The sequence below is a fragment of the Streptomyces sp. NPDC025618 genome (assembly GCF_055558795.1).
In genome coordinates this window covers 87,522-104,441 of sequence record NZ_JBVHLW010000010.1, presented here as the reverse complement: position 1 = coordinate 104,441, position 16,920 = coordinate 87,522, and the positions used below count along the sequence as shown (strand labels likewise).

Genomic DNA, 16,920 nt, shown 5'->3' with positions numbered 1-16,920 from the left:
GAAGAACCGGTGCCCGCCCCGCGTTTTCGCCCGGCACCGACCCGGGTGCGCGGCAGTCACGCCGCCTGGCTCGATACCATGGCAGTCCGGACCTGAACGGGGGGCCGGACCCGCATGAGGAGTGCTCTTGCCAGACGAGGCCCAGCCGCGCACCGCCGCACAGCCGGACAAGCCGTCTCCCGAGGCCGCGGCGGCCACGGGCACGCCCCAGGGCCGCCCCGACAGCGCGGCCGCGCCCGCGGACCGCACGGCTCCCACGGGGCCCAAGGCCCCCAAGCCCTCCGAGGTCATGCCCGGCGCGCAGCCGGCCGCCGGCGCGGGCAAGGCGGCCGTCGTGCCCGCGGGCGCGTCACCCGTCCGGCCCACCGCCCCGCAGGGACCCGCCCCGCGCTCCGGCTCCTCCAGCCGCGTCCGGGCCCGCCTCGCCCGCCTGGGCGTCCAGCGCTCCAGCCCGTACAACCCGGTGCTGGAGCCGCTGCTGCGCGTCGTCCGCGGCAACGACCCCAAGGCCGACACCGCGACGCTGCGGCAGATCGAGCGGGCCTATCAGGTGGCCGAGCGCTGGCACCGCGGGCAGAAGCGCAAGAGCGGCGACCCGTACATCACGCACCCCCTCGCGGTGACCACGATCCTCGCCGAGCTGGGCATGGATCCGGCCACGCTGATGGCGGGCCTGCTGCACGACACCGTCGAGGACACCGAGTACGGCCTGGACACCCTGCGCCGTGACTTCGGCGACCAGGTCGCCCTGCTGGTGGACGGCGTCACCAAGCTCGACCGGGTCAAGTTCGGCGAGGCCGCGCAGGCCGAGACCGTGCGCAAGATGGTCGTCGCCATGGCCAAGGACCCGCGCGTCCTGGTCATCAAGCTCGCCGACCGCCTGCACAACATGCGCACCATGCGCTACCTCAAGCGGGAGAAGCAGGAGAAGAAGGCCCGCGAGACGCTGGAGATCTACGCCCCGCTGGCGCACCGGCTCGGCATGAACACCATCAAGTGGGAGCTGGAGGACCTCGCCTTCGCGATCCTCTACCCCAAGATGTACGACGAGATCGTCCGCCTCGTCGCCGAGCGTGCTCCCAAGCGGGACGAATACCTGGCGATCGTCACCGATGAGGTCCAGGCCGACCTGCGCGCCGCCCGGATCAAGGCCACCGTCACCGGCCGCCCGAAGCACTACTACAGCGTCTACCAGAAGATGATCGTGCGGGGCCGTGACTTCGCCGAGATCTACGACCTGGTGGGCATCCGCGTCCTCGTCGACACCGTCCGCGACTGCTACGCGGCGCTCGGCACCGTCCACGCCCGGTGGAACCCGGTCCCGGGGCGGTTCAAGGACTACATCGCGATGCCGAAGTTCAACATGTACCAGTCGCTGCACACCACCGTCATAGGTCCCAGCGGCAAGCCCGTCGAGCTGCAGATCCGCACCTTCGACATGCACCGGCGCGCGGAGTACGGCATCGCCGCGCACTGGAAGTACAAGCAGGAGGCCGTCGCCGGGGCCTCGAAGGTCCGCACCGACGTGCCGAAGAACGCCGGGAAGAACCAGGACACTGTCAATGACATGGCCTGGCTGCGGCAGTTGCTGGACTGGCAGAAGGAGACCGAGGACCCGGGGGAGTTCCTGGAGTCCCTGCGCTTCGACCTCTCGCGCAACGAGGTCTTCGTCTTCACGCCCAAGGGCGATGTCATAGCGCTCCCGGCCGGGGCCACCCCGGTCGACTTCGCCTACGCCGTGCACACCGAGGTCGGCCACCGCACCATAGGCGCCCGGGTCAACGGCCGGCTCGTCCCCCTCGAATCGACCCTGGACAACGGCGACCTGGTCGAGGTCTTCACCTCCAAGGCCGCCGGCGCCGCCCCGTCCCGCGACTGGCTCGGCTTCGTCAAGTCACCCCGCGCCCGCAACAAGATCCGCGCCTGGTTCTCCAAGGAGCGCCGCGACGAGGCCATCGAGCAGGGCAAGGACGCCATCGCGCGCGCCATGCGCAAGCAGAACCTGCCGATCCAGCGGATCCTCACCGGCGACTCGCTGGTCACCCTGGCGCACGAGATGCGCTACCCCGACATCTCCTCCCTCTACGCCGCCATCGGCGAGGGCCACGTCGCCGCGCAGGGCGTGGTGCAGAAGCTGGTCCAGGCCCTCGGCGGGGAGGACGCGGCCACCGAGGACATCGAGGAGTCCGCGCCCATCCGCAGCCGCTCCAAGCGGCGTTCGAGCGCCGACCCGGGCGTGGTCGTCAAGGGCGTCGACGACGTGTGGGTGAAGCTGGCCCGCTGTTGTACGCCGGTGCCGGGCGACCCGATCATCGGCTTCGTCACCCGGGGCAACGGCATCTCGGTGCACCGCGCCGACTGCGTCAACGTCGACTCGCTCTCGCAGCAGCCCGAGCGGATCCTCGAGGTCGAGTGGGCGCCCACCCAGTCGTCGGTCTTCCTCGTCGCCATCCAGGTCGAGGCGCTGGACCGCTCCCGCCTGCTGTCGGACGTCACCCGCGTCCTGTCCGACCAGCACGTCAACATCCTCTCGGCGGCCGTGCAGACCTCCCGCGACCGGGTGGCCACCTCGCGCTTCACCTTCGAGATGGGCGACCCCAAGCACCTCGGTCACGTCCTCAAGGCGGTGCGGGGCGTGGAGGGTGTCTACGACGTCTACCGCGTGACCTCGGCCCGCAGGCCGTAGCCGCACGCCGAGTTGTCGGCGCCCACGCGTACATGAGTAAGGGGCTCCGGCCATAGCCGGAGCCCCTTAGCTCACGCGTCAGGCGTACGGCCCGTTCAGCCGCCGAACTCCTCCAGGCCCTTCAGGGCCTGGTCCAGCAGCGCCTTGCGGCCCTCCAGCTCCTTGGTGAGCTTGTCGGCCTTGGCGTCGTTGCCCGCGGCACGCGCCTTGTCCGCCTGCTCCTGGAGCTTGTCGACCGCGGCCTGAAGCTGCCCGGTCAGACCGGCCGCACGCGCCCGGGCCTCCGGGTTGGTGCGCCGCCACTCGCTCTCCTCGGCCTCCTGGAGCGCGCGCTCGACGGTGTGCATCCGGCCCTCGATCTTCGGCCGGGCGTCCCGCGGCACATGGCCCACGGCCTCCCAGCGCTCGTTGATCGAACGGAACGCCGCCCGCGCCGCCTTGAGGTCCGTCACCGGGAGCAGCTTCTCCGCCTCGGCGACCAGTTCCTCCTTGCGGGTGAGGTTGACCTGCTGCTCGGCGTCGCGCTCGGCGAACACCTCGCTGCGCGCCTGGAAGAAGACGTCCTGCGCGCCGCGGAAGCGGGCCCACAGCTCGTCCTCCGCCTCGCGCTGGGCGCGGCCGACGGCCTTCCAGTCGGCCATCAGATCGCGGTAACGCGCGGCCGTCGGGCCCCAGTCGGTGGATCCGGAGAGCGACTCGGCCTCGGCGACCAGCTTCTCCTTGGCCTTGCGGGCCTCCTCGCGCTGGGCGTCCAGCGACGCGAAGTGCGCCTTGCGCCGCTTGGAGAACGCCGAGCGCGCGTGCGAGAAGCGGTGCCACAGCTCGTCGTCCGCCTTGCGGTCCAGCCGCGGCAGGCCCTTCCAGGTCTCGACCAGGGCGCGCAGCCGCTCGCCGGCCGACCGCCACTGCTCGCTCGCGGCCAGCTCCTCGGCCTCGGCGACCAGCGCCTCCTTCGCCGTGCGGGCCTCGTCGGACTGCTTCGCCTTGGCGGCCTTGCGCTCCTCGCGGCGCTTCTCGACGGTGGCCACGAGCTTGTCGAGCCGGACGCGCAGCGCGTCCAGATCGCCGACCGCGTGGTGCTCGTCGACCTGCGTGCGCAGGTGGTCGATCGCGGTCATCGCGTCCTTGGCCGACAGGTCGGTGGTCCTGACCCGGCGCTCGAGGAGGCCGATCTCGACGACCAGGCCCTCGTACTTGCGCTCGAAGTAGGCGAGTGCCTCGTCGGGGGAACCCGCCTGCCACGAGCCGACGACCTGCTCGCCGTCGGCGGTACGCACGTACACAGTCCCCGTCTCATCGACGCGGCCCCATGGGTCGCTGCTCACAGCGCCTCCTCCACATGATGCCGGGGCCGGTGCGCGGCCCCTCGGGCATCGTCCACAGTTGTTCCGGCAGGGCCGCGCCCTGACCGGTCCGACGGCTTGATCGATTGGGTGCGGGCAGCCGTCGGATCAGGCACCCTACACAACGCCAACATAGGCGACCGGTGGCCCGGCTGTCCGTATCCCGCGCGACCGAAATTTCGCCGTACGGAACGGATATCGGGCCCCGTGGCACGGCGGGAGGCGCGGCGGAGAGCGGAAGGCCCGGGCGGGCCTCAGGACTTGGTCACCGTCGCCTTGTCGATGACGACGGTCGCGTTGGGAGCGCCGTCGGGGGCGCCGCCTTGCACACCGGCGTCGGCGATCTTCTTGAGCACCTTCATGCCCTCGGCGCCGATGGTGCCGACGGGGGTGTACTTCGGGTCCAGCTTGCTGTCCTGGTAGACCAGGAAGAACTGGCTGCCGCCGGAGTCGGGCCGGCCGGTGTTGGCCATCGCGAGGGTGCCGGCCGGATAGATGCCGTCCTTGATCCGGGAGTCCTTGAGGTTCTCGTCCGGGATCGTGTAGCCCGAACCGCCCATGCCGGTGCCCTTGGGGTCGCCGCACTGGAGCACGTAGATGCCGGCGGTGGTGAGCCGGTGGCACGGGCTGTGGTCGTAGAAACCCTCGCCGGCCAGGAAGTTGAACGAGTTCACCGTGTGCGGCGCCTTCTCGGCGTCGAGCTTGATGTCGATGGAGCCGCAGGTCGTCTTCAGATCCATCGCGTACGAGGCCGACTTGTCGACGGCCATCGCGGGCTCGGACTTCCACGACTTGGCGGAGGGGGAGCCGGGGGCCGCCTTGGCGCACGGGTCCGGACCCTTGCTCGGCGGCGTGGAGCTGTCCGGTGCCGCCGCGTCCGTCGTGTCCTTCTCGCTGCCGCCGGACAGCGCGCCCGTGGCATAGGCGGTCGCGCCCGCCGCGAGCACCACGGCGAGGCCCGCGGCGATCACCGCGTTACGGCGGCGCGCCTTGCGCCGGGCCGCCTCACGGCGCTCCTGCTGCCGCTCGAACTTCTCCCGGGCGAGCTGCCGCCGCCGCTGCTCGTTACTGACCACCGGGTCGTCTCCTCGTGCCGTCTGGTCCATGGCGGACCGGGGTTGCGGGGTGTGCCCGTACCGTATACGGGTTCGCTGTGACCGGAGTGCCGCCGGTAGGCTCTGTACCGGCCGAGGTTTCCCACCGGGGAGCCCCCGCCGGTCCACTGCTGGAATTCTGCTGGTCGATCATTAAGGACGAATGTGCTTATTGCCGGGTTCCCCGCCGGGGCCTGGGGCACCAATTGCTATCTGGTCGCCCCGGCCGCGGGTGAGGAGTGCGTGATCGTCGACCCGGGCCACCAGGCGGCCCCGGGCGTCGAGGAAGCGCTCAGGAAGCATCGGCTCAAGCCCGTCGCCGTCGTTCTCACCCATGGGCACATCGACCATGTCGCCTCGGTCGTCCCGGTGTGCGGCGCCCACGACGTCCCCGCCTGGATCCACCCCGCGGACCGCTACATGATGAGCGACCCGGAGAAGGGCCTCGGCCGCTCCATCGGGCAGCGCCTCATGGGCGAGCTGACCGTGGGCGAGCCGGACGACGTCAAGGAGCTCACCGACGGCGCCCGGCTGGACCTCGCCGGGCTGGAGTTCTCCGTCGCGCACGCGCCCGGCCATACCAAGGGGTCGGTGACCTTCCGGCTGCCCGAGACCGCCGACGTGCCGTCGGTGTTCTTCGCGGGTGACCTGTTGTTCGCCGGCTCCATCGGACGCACCGACCTGCCCGGCGGCGACCACGCCGAGATACTCCGGTCGCTGGCACGCGTGTGCCTGCCCCTGGACGACTCGACCGTGGTGCTGTCCGGCCACGGCCCCCAGACCAGCATCGGCCGCGAGCGCGCCACCAACCCGTACCTGCGGGATCTGGCAGAAGCGCGGCACGGCCTCGGAGAGGGCGCCACCGCCCCTCCGCGACGAGGAATGTGACGATTTTTCCCGTGAGTACGTTCAAGGCCCCCAAGGGCACCTACGACCTGACCCCGCCCGACTCCGCGGTCTACCTCGCGGTGCGCGAGGCCATCGCGGCGCCGCTCAAGCGCTCCGGCTACGGCTATATCGAGACCCCCGGCTTCGAGCAGGTCGAGCTGTTCTCCCGCGGTGTGGGCGAGTCCACCGACATCGTGACCAAGGAGATGTACACCCTCACCACGCGCGGCGGCGACCAGCTCGCGCTGCGCCCCGAGGGCACCGCCTCCGTGCTGCGCGCGGCCCTGGAGGCCAACCTGCACAAGGCCGGCAACCTCCCGGTCAAGCTCTGGTACTCCGGCTCGTACTACCGCTACGAGCGCCCGCAGGCCGGCCGCTACCGCCACTTCTCGCAGGTCGGCGCGGAGGCCATCGGCGCGGAGGACCCGGCGCTCGACGCCGAGCTGATCATCCTGGCCGTCGACGCCTACAGGTCGCTGGGCCTGACGAACTTCCGCCTGCTGCTCAACTCGCTCGGCGACAAGGAGTGCCGTCCGGCCTACCGCGACGCGCTCCAGACCTTCCTGCGCGGCCTCGACCTCGACGAGGACACCCGCCGCCGCATCGAGATCAACCCGCTGCGCGTCCTCGACGACAAGCGCGAGGCCGTGCAGAAGCAGCTCGTCGGCGCCCCGATGCTCCGTGACCACCTCTGCGAGGCGTGCAAGGAGTACCACGAGCAGGTGCGCGAGCTGCTGACCGCGGCGGGCGTCGCCTTCGAGGACGACGAGAAGCTGGTCCGCGGCCTGGACTACTACACCCGTACCACCTTCGAGTTCGTCCACGACGGCCTGGGCTCGCAGTCCGCGGTGGGCGGCGGCGGCCGCTACGACGGCCTGTCCGAGATGATCGGCGGGCCGGCGCTGCCGTCGGTCGGCTGGGCGCTCGGCGTCGACCGCACGGTCCTGGCGCTCAAGGCGGAGGGCATCGAGCTCGATCTGCCCGCCGCGACGCAGGTCTTCGCCGTGCCGCTGGGTGACGAGGCCCGCCGGGTGCTCTTCGGCCTCGTGACCGAGCTGCGCCGGGCCGGTGTCGCCACCGACTTCGCCTTCGGTGGCAAGGGCTTGAAGAACGCCATGAAATCGGCCAACCGCTCGGGCGCCCGCTTCGCGCTCGTGGCGGGTGAACGGGATCTCGCGGAGGGCGTCGTGCAGCTCAAGGACCTCGAGTCCGGCGAGCAGACACCTGTCGCATTCGACACCGTGGTGAGCGAACTCCTCTCGCGGCAAGGCTGATTGCCTGGCGGCTCGTGCAGAATGGGCCGCAAGGACCGACAGATGGGATCAAGGGCGCTATGACCACTTCGGCACTCGACCGCTCCGACACCGACGGCGAGGAGCGGGACGGCCCCGCCACGGGACCCGTGGGTGGCGGCCGGGCGTTCGCCCTGCTGCTGGTCGTCACCGGTGCCATGGGGCTGCTCGCGGCCTGGGTCATCACCCTCGACAAGTTCAAGCTGCTCGAGGACCCGAACTTCGTCCCGGGGTGCAGCCTCAACCCCATCGTCTCCTGCGGCAACATCATGCAGAGCAAGCAGGCCACGGCCTTCGGGTTCCCCAACCCGATGCTCGGCCTGGTCTGCTACGGCATCATCATCGCGATCGGCCTGGCGCTGCTCTCCGGCGCCCGCTTCCCGCGGTGGTACTGGCTGGGCATGGAGGCGGGCTGCCTCTTCGGCGTCGGCTTCGTGAGCTGGCTGCAGTACGAGTCGCTGTATGTGATCGGCTCGCTGTGCCTGTGGTGCTGCCTCGCCTGGGTCGGCACGATCGTCATGTTCTGGTACGTGACCGTGCACAACGTCCGCCACGGCTTCATCCCCGCCCCGCGGGCGCTGCGCAACGCGGTGCTGGAGTTCCACTGGGTGATCCCGGTGATCCACATCGGCATCATCGGCATGCTGATCCTCACCAAGTGGTGGAGCTTCTGGACCGGCTGACCGGCCCGTGAGCCCTTGACCGACGCCGTCGGACCTCTCGGGTCCGGCGGCGTTGTCAGTGCAGTGGCATAGGGTTTTCGACGTGGAACCCGACCTCTTCACCGCAGCCGCCGAGGACCGCCAGGAGAAAGACCCGGCGAGCAGTCCGCTGGCCGTCCGCATGCGCCCGCGGACCCTCGACGAAGTCGTCGGCCAGGGCCACCTCCTCAAGCAGGGGTCGCCGCTGCGCAGGCTGGTGGGGGAGGGGAGCGGTGGCCCGGCCGGGCCGTCCTCGGTGATCCTCTGGGGCCCGCCCGGCATCGGCAAGACGACCCTGGCCTACGTCGTCAGCCAGGCCACCAACAAGCGCTTCGTGGAGCTGTCCGCGATCACCGCCGGGGTCAAGGAGGTGCGGGCCGTCATCGACGGCGCCCGCCGCGCCTCGGGCGGTTACGGCAAGGAGACCGTCCTCTTCCTGGACGAGATCCACCGCTTCAGCAAGGCCCAGCAGGACTCCCTGCTGCCCGCCGTCGAGAACCGCTGGGTCACCCTGATCGCGGCCACCACGGAGAACCCGTACTTCTCGATCATCTCCCCCCTGCTGTCCCGCTCCCTGCTGCTGACCCTCCAGGCCCTCACCGACGACGACCTGCGCGGCCTGCTGCACCGCGCGCTCACCGACGAGCGCGGCCTCGGCGGCGCGGTGACGCTGCCGGAGGACGCGGAGGGGCATCTGCTGAGGATCGCCGGGGGCGACGCGCGGCGCGCGCTGACGGCGCTGGAGGCGGGCGCGGGCTCGGCCATCGCCAAGGGCGAGTCCGAGATCACCCTGGAGACGCTGGAGGAGGCCGTCGACCGCGCCGCCGTGCGCTACGACCGCGCCGGCGACCAGCACTACGACGTGGCCAGCGCCCTCATCAAGTCCATCCGCGGCTCCGACGTGGACGCCACCCTGCACTACCTGGCCCGGATGATCGAGGCCGGGGAGGACCCGCGGTTCATCGCCCGGCGGCTGATGATCTCCGCGAGCGAGGACGTCGGCATGGCCGACCCCACCGCGCTCCAGACGGCGGTCGCCGGTGCGCAGGCCGTCGCGCTGATCGGTTTCCCGGAGGCCAGGATCGTGCTCGGCCAGGTGGCCGTGGCGCTCGCCCTGGCCCCGAAGTCCAACGCGGCGTATCTGGCGATCGACGCGGCCCTCGCGGACGTCCGGGCGGGCCTCGCCGGGCCCGTGCCCCCGCACCTGCGCGACGGGCACTACAAGGGCGCCGAGAAGCTCGGCCACGCGCAGGGCTATCTCTATCCCCACGACCTGCCCGGCGGCATCGCCGCCCAGCAGTACGCGCCGGACGCGGTCCACGGCAAGCGCTACTACGAACCCACGCGCTACGGCGCGGAGGCGCGCTACGCGGACGTGGTGGAGCGGGTGCGCAAGCGGTTGCGGGGCGAGTCCGAGGGCTGAGCCCCGGCCCCACCCCCGGCGGCCGGGCGGCCGGGCCGGCTCAGTCCTCCGTGGCGTCGAAGAGCGCGTGCATCGCCTGCCGCAGGCCGGTGATGTCCCGCACCGGCCGCGGGAATTCGAAGCGCACGTCGAAGGACCGGTCGGCCGGGGTGCCCTCGCCGTGCGCGGTGGTGAACCGCACACGCAGCCCGAAGCGGTCCAGCGAGAGCGGCACGGCCCGGTCGCGGGCGCAGCGCGGCCGCCGCTCGCCGAGCAGCGAGCTCAGGGCGCGCACCTGGTCGCCGTGCGAGGCGTGCAGATGCTGGAGCAGCTCCGCCTCGTGCTCGATCAGCGGGTCGGGCTCGGCGCGGGCGAAGTCGTCCGCCTCGACGCTCTCCGCGCTCCACAGATCGTCGACGCTGCTCTCGCCGACCTCCAGCCGCAGCATCATCCGGCCGGGTTCGGTCATCCCGGGCACCGAGGTCAGCCAGCCGGAGAGCCAGGCGCGGCCGCGGATCCGGTTGGGTACGGAGACCGGTGCGACGTCGGTGAGTTCCAGCACGGCGGCCAGCTCGTCGTCCTGGGCGTGCGTGGCGGCGCGCACGGCCGGGGAATCCGCGGGGAAGACCAGGAACACCTCGCCGTCGGGCCCCACGCTGCGGGCCTCGGGCGCGAGCAGTTCGGCGGGCAGCGCGGTGCCCGCGCCGGTCCCGCCGGTCAGCCCGGGAATGAGCAGTACCGCGGAGCATGTACTCTGTACGAGAGTTCGTGTGCGCTCGGCTGCTGACGGCATCCGCGCGATTTCAAGTCCGCTGGGACGCGGCTGACCACGATCTGATCGGACCTCCGTCGCGTCGACGCCATCAGTTGCGTCGGCCTCTTTCGTGCTGTCCGTGATGTGACTGGTGTTCCCCGGACGAGACATGCGATCTCCTTGAGTAAGGTGAGCCTAACCTAACCTACAACGGAGGTCTGGAGAACGTGCCTAACCAGTCGCGTCCCAAGGTCAAGAAGTCTCGTGCGCTCGGCATCGCGCTGACGCCGAAGGCCGTCAAGTACTTCGAGGCCCGCCCCTACCCGCCGGGCGAGCACGGCCGTGGCCGCAAGCAGAACTCGGACTACAAGGTCCGTCTGCTCGAGAAGCAGCGTCTGCGCGCCCAGTACGACATCAGCGAGCGCCAGATGGCCCGCGCCTACGACCGCGCCAAGAAGGCCGAGGGCAAGACGGGCGAGGCGCTGGTCGTCGAGCTCGAGCGCCGCCTCGACGCGCTGGTCCTGCGTTCGGGCATCGCCCGCACCATCTACCAGGCCCGCCAGATGGTCGTCCACGGCCACATCCAGGTCAACGGTGGCAAGGTCGACAAGCCGTCGTTCCGCGTCCGTCCCGACGACGTCGTGACGGTCCGCGAGCGCAGCCGCGCCAAGCACCCCTTCCAGGTCGCGATGGCCGGTGGCTACGACACCGAGGGCGAGACCCCGCGCTACCTCCAGGTCAACCTGGCCGCGCTGGCCTTCCGCCTGGACCGTGAGCCGAACCGCAAGGAGATCCCCGTGATCTGCGACGAGCAGCTCGTCGTCGAGTACTACGCCCGCTGATCCAGCGGTAGTAGCGCTCTTCCGAGCTCCTCGCTCAGCCCGTCGTCTCCCCGGCCCCCGTGGCCGGCGAGACGGCGGGCTCGCGCGTTTCTCGGGGGCGCACGGGCCCCCGGGCCACCGGCACCGCCGGAGGCAGCTCCGGTCCGCAGCCCACCCGGGCCACCACCGCGTCGAGGTCCAGCCCGGCCCCCTCGCGCACGCACGCCTCGTACCGGCGCGTGCCCAGCAGCGCTCGGAGCCGGCGCTCGCACAGCGCGTGCGGGGCGTCGAAGTGCCGCGAGCCGGACAGTGGCAGTCCCACCGACCGCCGCAGCCGCCCGGCCGCTCCCTGGAGCACCGCGGCCTCCTCGGCACCCCCAGCACCCCCGGTCTCGTCCAGCGTCACCAGTGCCAGCAGCTCCACCGCGAGCACCGCGCCCCCCAGGTCGCGGAAGGCGTGGGCGGTGGCCAGGCACTCCCGGAGCAGCGGCCGGGCCCGTACGGCCTCCCCGTCGCTCCACGCCGCGAAGGCCAGGATGTACAGCGCGTACGCCAGCGCCCGGCGCTCGCCGTGGGCCGCGCAGACCTCCCGCACCTCCTCGCACAGCGCCACCGCGCCCGGCAGGTCGCCCTGGAAGGCGACGGCCGTCGCCAGCTCCGCCTGGGCCGCGAGGACGTCGCTGTTCAGCTCGCCGGTCTCCTGATAGCGCGCCAGCGCCGACCGCAGCAGCTCCTCGGCGCGCGGCAGGTCGTCCGAGACCAGGGCCAGCAGGCCCGCCCGGTGCTCGGCGTAGGCCAGGGCCCGGGTGTGGCCGCCGAGCAGGGCCGTCTCACGGCACTCCGCCAGCGCCCCCACCGCGCGGGCCGGATCGCCCTGGAGCACCGCCACGTGACCCAGCACCCACAGGGCCTTGAGCCGGGTCTCCTCGTTGTCGGCCTCGGCCTCCAGCGCGCGGTCCAGCCAGTAGCGCCCCTCCGCGAGACGGCCGCAGCCGGTCCAGTGGAACCACAGCGTCGCCGCCAGGTACTGGCCGATGTGGGCCTCGCCCTTCTCCTCCAGGCTGTAGTCCAGCGCGAGCCGCAGATTGGGCAGCTCCGCCTCGATCCGGGCCGCCACCTCCGCCTGCCGGGGGCTGAACCAGTCCAGCTCGCACCAGGTGACCAGGCCCATGTACCAGTCACGGTGCCTGCGGCGCATCCGCTCGCCGTCGGCCAGCGCGTCCAGCCAGCCCGCCCCGTACATCCGTACCGGGTCCAGCAGCCGGTAGCGCGGCCCCAGCGGGGTGTCCTCCCGCACCACCACGGACCGTGCCACCAGCTCGGCCAGCACGTCGAGCAGGCTCTCGGCGGGCAGCTCGGGGCCGGAGCAGACGTACTCCGCCGCCTCCAGGTCGAACAGGCCCGCGAAGACCGTCAGCCGCGCCCACAGCAGCCGTTCGGCGGGCGTGCACAGCTCATGGCTCCAGCCGATGGCCGTGCGCAGCGTCTGGTGGCGGGGCAGCGGGCCCGGCGCGCCCCCCGCCAGCAGCCGGAACCGGTCGTCCAGCCGCTCCAGCACCTGCGCCACCGACAGCGTGCCCAGCCGCGCCGCCGCGAGCTCCAGGGCCAGCGGGATGCCGTCGAGTCTGCGGCACAGCTCGTCCGCGGTGGCGCGCTCCGCCTCCCCGGCGCCGGCCCACGCGCCCCCCGCGCGGTCCTCGAAGAGCTCGGAGGACTCCGGGCCGGACAGCGGCGCCAGTGCGAAGACCTGCTCGCCCGCGACCCCCAGCGGCCGCCGGGACACCGCGAGCACCCGCAGCCCCGGCGCCCCGCGCAACAGCGCCTTGACCAGGGCCGCACACGCCTCCGTGACCTGCTCGCACCCGTCCAGGACGAGCAGCGTCCGCCGCTCGGCGAGCTGCTCCAGCAGCCACGCGCGCGGCGGCCGGTCCGTGTGATCGGTCAGCGCCAGGGCCTCGGCGACCGTGTGCTCCAGCAGGGCCGGGTCGCTGAGCGAGGAGAGCTCGGCCAGCCAGGCCCCGTCGCAGAAGCGATCCTGCAAAGCGGTCGCGAGCCGGAGCGCGACGCGAGTCTTGCCCACGCCGCCGATCCCGGTCACCGTCACCAGCCGGGCCCGCTCCACCAGCGCGGCGAGCGCGTCCAGTTCGCGACCGCGGCCGATGAAGCGCGTGGGCCCGGCGGGCAGATTGCCCGGCGGATCCGGCCGGTGACAGCCCCGCGCGGCGACGCCGTGGGCGCGGGAGGAGGGGGTGCCGGGAAGCGGTGAGCCGGAGAGTGGGGGCATGGCACACAGAGCGTACTGGTGAGTGTGCGCACCGTAAACTCCGGCAGGTGGACGGGGCGGGCGCGATGACAATCCGGTACGGGCGCGGAGGCCCGGCGCGATAAGGTCGTACAGGACGTCAAGAGGCGTCCGAAGACGTCCGAAGACAGCAAGCGGCGGGTCGGCGACGACGACCAGCAGGGAGCGGTGCAGCGTGTCCGGTGGAGAGGTGGCCGGGATCCTCGTGGCCGTCTTCTGGGCGATCCTCGTGTCGTTCATGGCCCTGGTCCTGGTGCGGCTCGCGCAGACGCTCAAGGCCGCCACCAAGCTGGTGGCCGACGTCAGCGAGCAGGCCGTGCCGCTGCTCGCCGACGCCTCCGCGACCGTGCGCTCCGCCAACACCCAGCTCGCCCGCGTCGACTCGATCGCCGCGGACGTCCAGGAGGTCACGGCGAACGCCTCCGCGCTCTCCTCGACCGTCTCCTCCGCCTTCGGCGGGCCCCTGGTCAAGGTCGCGGCGTTCGGCTACGGCGTGCGCCGCGCGATCGGCCGCAAGGCCGCGCCCGCCGAGCCGGCGCCGCCGCACTCCGTCCTCGCCGGCCGGACCGTCGGCCGGAAACTGCCGTCCGCCCGGCGCGGCAGCCGCCGTACCCGTGGGAAGGGTTGACCCCAGGAATGTTCCGCCGCACCTTCTGGTTCACGACCGGTGTAGCCGCCGGTGTCTGGGCCACGACCAAGGTCAACCGCAAGCTGGCCCAGCTCACCCCGGAGAGCCTGGCTCTCCAGGCGGCGGACCGCGCGGTCGTCGCGGGCCGCCGGGTCAAGCTCTTCGCCCTGGACGTCCGCGACGGCATGGCGCACCGCGAGGCGGCGCTCAAGGACGCGCTCGGCCTCACCGCCGTACCCGACCCCGAGCGCCGGGAGCTTCCCGGGCAGCACCGGCTGGTCGCACTCGAACAGCAGCACACCTACCACTCGTTCACCCGGAAAGAGGACCACTGATGGAGTCGGCTGAAATCCGCCGCCGCTGGCTGCGCTTCTTCGAGGAGCGCGGGCACACCGTCGTCCCCTCGGCGTCAGTCATCGCGGACGACCCGACCCTGTTGCTGGTCAACGCGGGCATGGTCCCCTTCAAGCCGTACTTCCTCGGCGAGGTCAAGCCGCCCTTCCCGCGCGCCACCAGCGTGCAGAAGTGCATCCGCACGCCGGACATCGAAGAGGTGGGCAAGACCACCCGCCACGGCACGTTCTTCCAGATGTGCGGCAACTTCTCCTTCGGCGACTACTTCAAGGAAGGCGCCATCAAGCTCGCCTGGGAGCTGCTGACCACCCCGGTGGCGGACGGCGGCTTCGGGCTGGAGCCCGAGAAGCTCTGGATCACCGTCTACAAGGACGACGACGAGGCCGAGCAGATCTGGCGTGACGTCGTCGGCGTCCCCGCCGAGCGCATCCAGCGCCTGGGCAAGAAGGACAACTTCTGGTCCATGGGCGTCCCCGGCCCCTGCGGTCCCTGCTCCGAGATCAACTACGACCGCGGCCCGGAGTTCGGCGCCGAGGGCGGCCCCGCCGTCAACGACGAGCGCTACGTGGAGATCTGGAACCTGGTCTTCATGCAGTACGAGCGCGGTGCGGGCGACGGCAAGGAGAACTTCCCGATCCTCGGGGACCTGCCGTCCAAGAACATCGACACCGGTCTCGGCCTCGAGCGCCTCGCCATGATCCTGCAGGGCGTGCAGAACATGTACGAGACCGACACCCTGCGCGTCGTCATGGACAAGGCCACCGAGCTGACCGGCGTCCGCTACGGCGACAAGCACGAGTCGGACGTCTCCATGCGCGTGGTCGCCGACCACATCCGCACCTCCGTGATGCTCATCGGAGACGGCGTCACCCCCGGCAACGAGGGCCGCGGTTACGTGCTGCGCCGCATCATGCGCCGCGCCATCCGCAACATGCGCCTGATGGGTGCCACCGGCCCGGTCGTCAAGGACCTGATCGGCGTCGTGATCGACACGATGGGGCAGCAGTACCCCGAGCTCGTCACCGACCGCAAGCGCGTCGAGACCGTCGCCCTCGCCGAGGAGGCCGCCTTCCTCAAGGCCCTCAAGGGCGGCACCAACATCCTCGACACCGCCGTGACCGAGACCAAGGCCGCCGGCGGCACGGTCCTCTCCGGCGACAAGGCGTTCCTGCTCCACGACACCTGGGGCTTCCCGATCGACCTCACCCTCGAGATGGCCGCCGAGCAGGGGCTGTCCGTGGACCAGGACGGCTTCCGCCGCCTGATGAAGGAGCAGCGCGAGCGGGCCAAGGCCGACGCCAAGGCCAAGAAGACCGGTCACGCCGACCTGTCGGCCTACCGCGAGGTCGCCGACACCACCGGCGAGAGCGACTTCACGGGCTACACCCTCACCGAGAACGAGTCGACGGTCGTCGGCCTGCTCGTCGACGGCGTGCCCTCGCCCGCCGCCACCGAGGGCGACGAGGTCGAGGTCGTCCTCGACCGCACCCCCTTCTACGCCGAGGGCGGCGGCCAGCTCGCCGACACCGGCCGTATCCGGCTGGACAACGGCGCCGTCATCGAGATCCGCGACGTGCAGAAGCCCGTCCCGGGCGTCCACGTCCACAAGGGCGTCGTCCAGGTCGGCGAGGTCACCGTCGGTGCCTCCGCCCACGCCGCCATCGATGTGACGCGCCGTCGGGCCATCGCCCGTGCCCACAGCGCCACCCACCTCACCCACCAGGCGCTGCGCGACGCCCTGGGCCCGACGGCCGCCCAGGCCGGCTCGGAGAACTCGCCCGGCCGCTTCCGCTTCGACTTCGGCTCCCCGGCCGCCGTGCCCGGCAGCGTCCTCACGGACGTCGAGCAGCGGATCAACGAGGTCCTCTCCCGTGAACTCGACGTCCAGGCCGAGGTCATGAGCATCGACGACGCCAAGAAGCAGGGCGCCATCGCGGAGTTCGGCGAGAAGTACGGCGAGCGGGTGCGCGTCGTGACCATCGGCGACTTCTCCAAGGAGCTGTGCGGTGGTACGCACGTCGCCAACACCGCCCAGCTGGGCCTGGTGAAGCTGCTCGGCGAGTCCTCGATCGGCTCCGGTGTGCGCCGTGTCGAGGCCCTGGTCGGCGCCGACGCCTATCACTTCCTCGCCAAGGAGCACACGGTCGTCGCCCAGCTCCAGGAGCTGGTCAAGGGCCGTCCGGAGGAGCTGCCGGAGAAGATCTCCGGGATGCTCGCCAAGCTCAAGGACGCCGAGAAGGAGATCGAGCGCTTCCGCGCCGAGAAGGTGCTCCAGGCCGCCGCCGGTCTCGCCGAGGGCGCCAAGGACATCCACGGCGTGGCGCTGGCCATCGGCCGGGTGCCGGACGGCACCGGCGCCGACGACCTGCGCAAGCTCGTCCTCGACGTCCGCGGCCGGATCCAGGGCGGCCGGGCCGCCGTCGTGGCGCTGTTCACCGTCGTGAACGGCCGCCCGCTGACCGTCATCGCCACCAACGAGGCCGCACGCGAGCGCGGTCTGAAGGCCGGTGACCTGGTGCGCACGGCCGCCAAGACGCTCGGTGGCGGTGGCGGCGGCAAGCCGGACGTCGCCCAGGGCGGCGGTCAGAACCCGGACGCCGTCGACGAGGCCGTCGCCGCCGTCGAGCGCCTCGTCGCCGAAGCGGCCTGATCGCC

The 16,920-nt window shown here is 71.7% G+C and carries 13 protein-coding genes; 9 read left to right on the top strand and 4 right to left on the bottom strand.

All coding sequences use genetic code 11. The features are described 5' to 3' along the window. The first annotated feature begins 127 nt into the window (after positions 1-127). Positions 128-2,686: a RelA/SpoT family protein gene (locus tag ACZ4A5_RS12485; protein WP_467581875.1), complete on the top strand. Its 2,559-nt coding sequence runs from the start codon at positions 128-130 to the stop codon at positions 2,684-2,686. Between the two features lie 95 nt (positions 2,687-2,781). Here ACZ4A5_RS12485 and ACZ4A5_RS12480 read toward each other — a convergent pair whose 3' ends face one another. Together ACZ4A5_RS12480 and ACZ4A5_RS12475 are read right to left on the bottom strand one after the other, a co-directional pair. Next, positions 2,782-4,011 carry a DUF349 domain-containing protein gene (locus tag ACZ4A5_RS12480; RefSeq protein ID WP_467581873.1) on the bottom strand — a complete coding sequence of 410 codons (1,230 nt, stop codon included), beginning with the start codon at positions 4,009-4,011 and terminating at the stop codon, positions 2,782-2,784. Between the two features lie 272 nt (positions 4,012-4,283). Further along, positions 4,284-5,105, bottom strand: a complete 822-nt coding sequence (locus ACZ4A5_RS12475; protein WP_467581871.1) for a peptidylprolyl isomerase — start codon at positions 5,103-5,105, stop codon at positions 4,284-4,286. 183 nt (positions 5,106-5,288) lie between these two features. Between ACZ4A5_RS12475 and ACZ4A5_RS12470 the strand changes: the two genes are divergently transcribed. The 4 genes from ACZ4A5_RS12470 to ACZ4A5_RS12455 all read left to right on the top strand — a co-directional run bounded on the left by ACZ4A5_RS12470 (position 5,289) and on the right by ACZ4A5_RS12455 (position 9,427). Further along, positions 5,289-6,011 (top strand): MBL fold metallo-hydrolase, encoded by a 723-nt coding sequence (locus ACZ4A5_RS12470; protein ID WP_398872822.1) that lies wholly within the window; start codon positions 5,289-5,291, stop codon positions 6,009-6,011. 11 nt (positions 6,012-6,022) lie between these two features. Next, positions 6,023-7,285, top strand: a complete 1,263-nt coding sequence (gene hisS / locus ACZ4A5_RS12465) for a histidine--tRNA ligase (protein WP_467581869.1) — start codon at positions 6,023-6,025, stop codon at positions 7,283-7,285. Positions 7,286-7,344: 59 nt separating this feature from the next. Then, the gene (locus ACZ4A5_RS12460) at positions 7,345-7,986 is read left to right on the top strand and encodes a vitamin K epoxide reductase family protein (protein WP_467581867.1); all 642 of its coding nucleotides are present in this window, start codon (positions 7,345-7,347) and stop codon (positions 7,984-7,986) included. A gap of 82 nt (positions 7,987-8,068) precedes the next feature. Next, positions 8,069-9,427, top strand: coding sequence for a replication-associated recombination protein A (locus tag ACZ4A5_RS12455; protein ID WP_467581865.1), 1,359 nt, complete (start codon positions 8,069-8,071; stop codon positions 9,425-9,427). A gap of 40 nt (positions 9,428-9,467) precedes the next feature. Here ACZ4A5_RS12455 and ACZ4A5_RS12450 read toward each other — a convergent pair whose 3' ends face one another. Continuing rightward, the gene (locus tag ACZ4A5_RS12450; protein ID WP_467581863.1) at positions 9,468-10,199 is read right to left on the bottom strand and encodes a DUF2470 domain-containing protein; all 732 of its coding nucleotides are present in this window, start codon (positions 10,197-10,199) and stop codon (positions 9,468-9,470) included. 188 nt (positions 10,200-10,387) lie between these two features. Between ACZ4A5_RS12450 and rpsD the strand changes: the two genes are divergently transcribed. Next, positions 10,388-11,002 carry a 30S ribosomal protein S4 gene (rpsD, locus tag ACZ4A5_RS12445; protein ID WP_366002974.1) on the top strand — a complete coding sequence of 205 codons (615 nt, stop codon included), beginning with the start codon at positions 10,388-10,390 and terminating at the stop codon, positions 11,000-11,002. A 34-nt stretch (positions 11,003-11,036) separates the two neighbouring features. Here rpsD and ACZ4A5_RS12440 read toward each other — a convergent pair whose 3' ends face one another. Next, complete coding sequence (locus tag ACZ4A5_RS12440; protein WP_467581860.1) at positions 11,037-13,265, bottom strand: ATP-binding protein; 2,229 nt, start codon at positions 13,263-13,265, stop codon at positions 11,037-11,039. Positions 13,266-13,458: 193 nt separating this feature from the next. On the opposite strand from ACZ4A5_RS12440, the gene ACZ4A5_RS12435 reads away from it, so the two are divergent. Genes ACZ4A5_RS12435 through alaS form a run of 3 tightly spaced genes read left to right on the top strand, consistent with a single transcriptional unit; the run spans position 13,459 to position 16,915 of the window. After that, positions 13,459-13,911 (top strand): DUF948 domain-containing protein, encoded by a 453-nt coding sequence (locus tag ACZ4A5_RS12435; protein WP_467581859.1) that lies wholly within the window; start codon positions 13,459-13,461, stop codon positions 13,909-13,911. Positions 13,912-13,919: 8 nt separating this feature from the next. Continuing rightward, on the top strand, positions 13,920-14,246 hold the full coding sequence (locus tag ACZ4A5_RS12430) for a DUF6167 family protein (RefSeq protein WP_467581857.1): 327 nt from the start codon (positions 13,920-13,922) through the stop codon (positions 14,244-14,246). Then, positions 14,246-16,915 carry an alanine--tRNA ligase gene (alaS, locus tag ACZ4A5_RS12425; protein ID WP_467581856.1) on the top strand — a complete coding sequence of 890 codons (2,670 nt, stop codon included), beginning with the start codon at positions 14,246-14,248 and terminating at the stop codon, positions 16,913-16,915. Before ACZ4A5_RS12430 ends, alaS begins: the two co-directional genes overlap by 1 nt. The last annotated feature ends 5 nt before the right edge of the window (positions 16,916-16,920 follow it).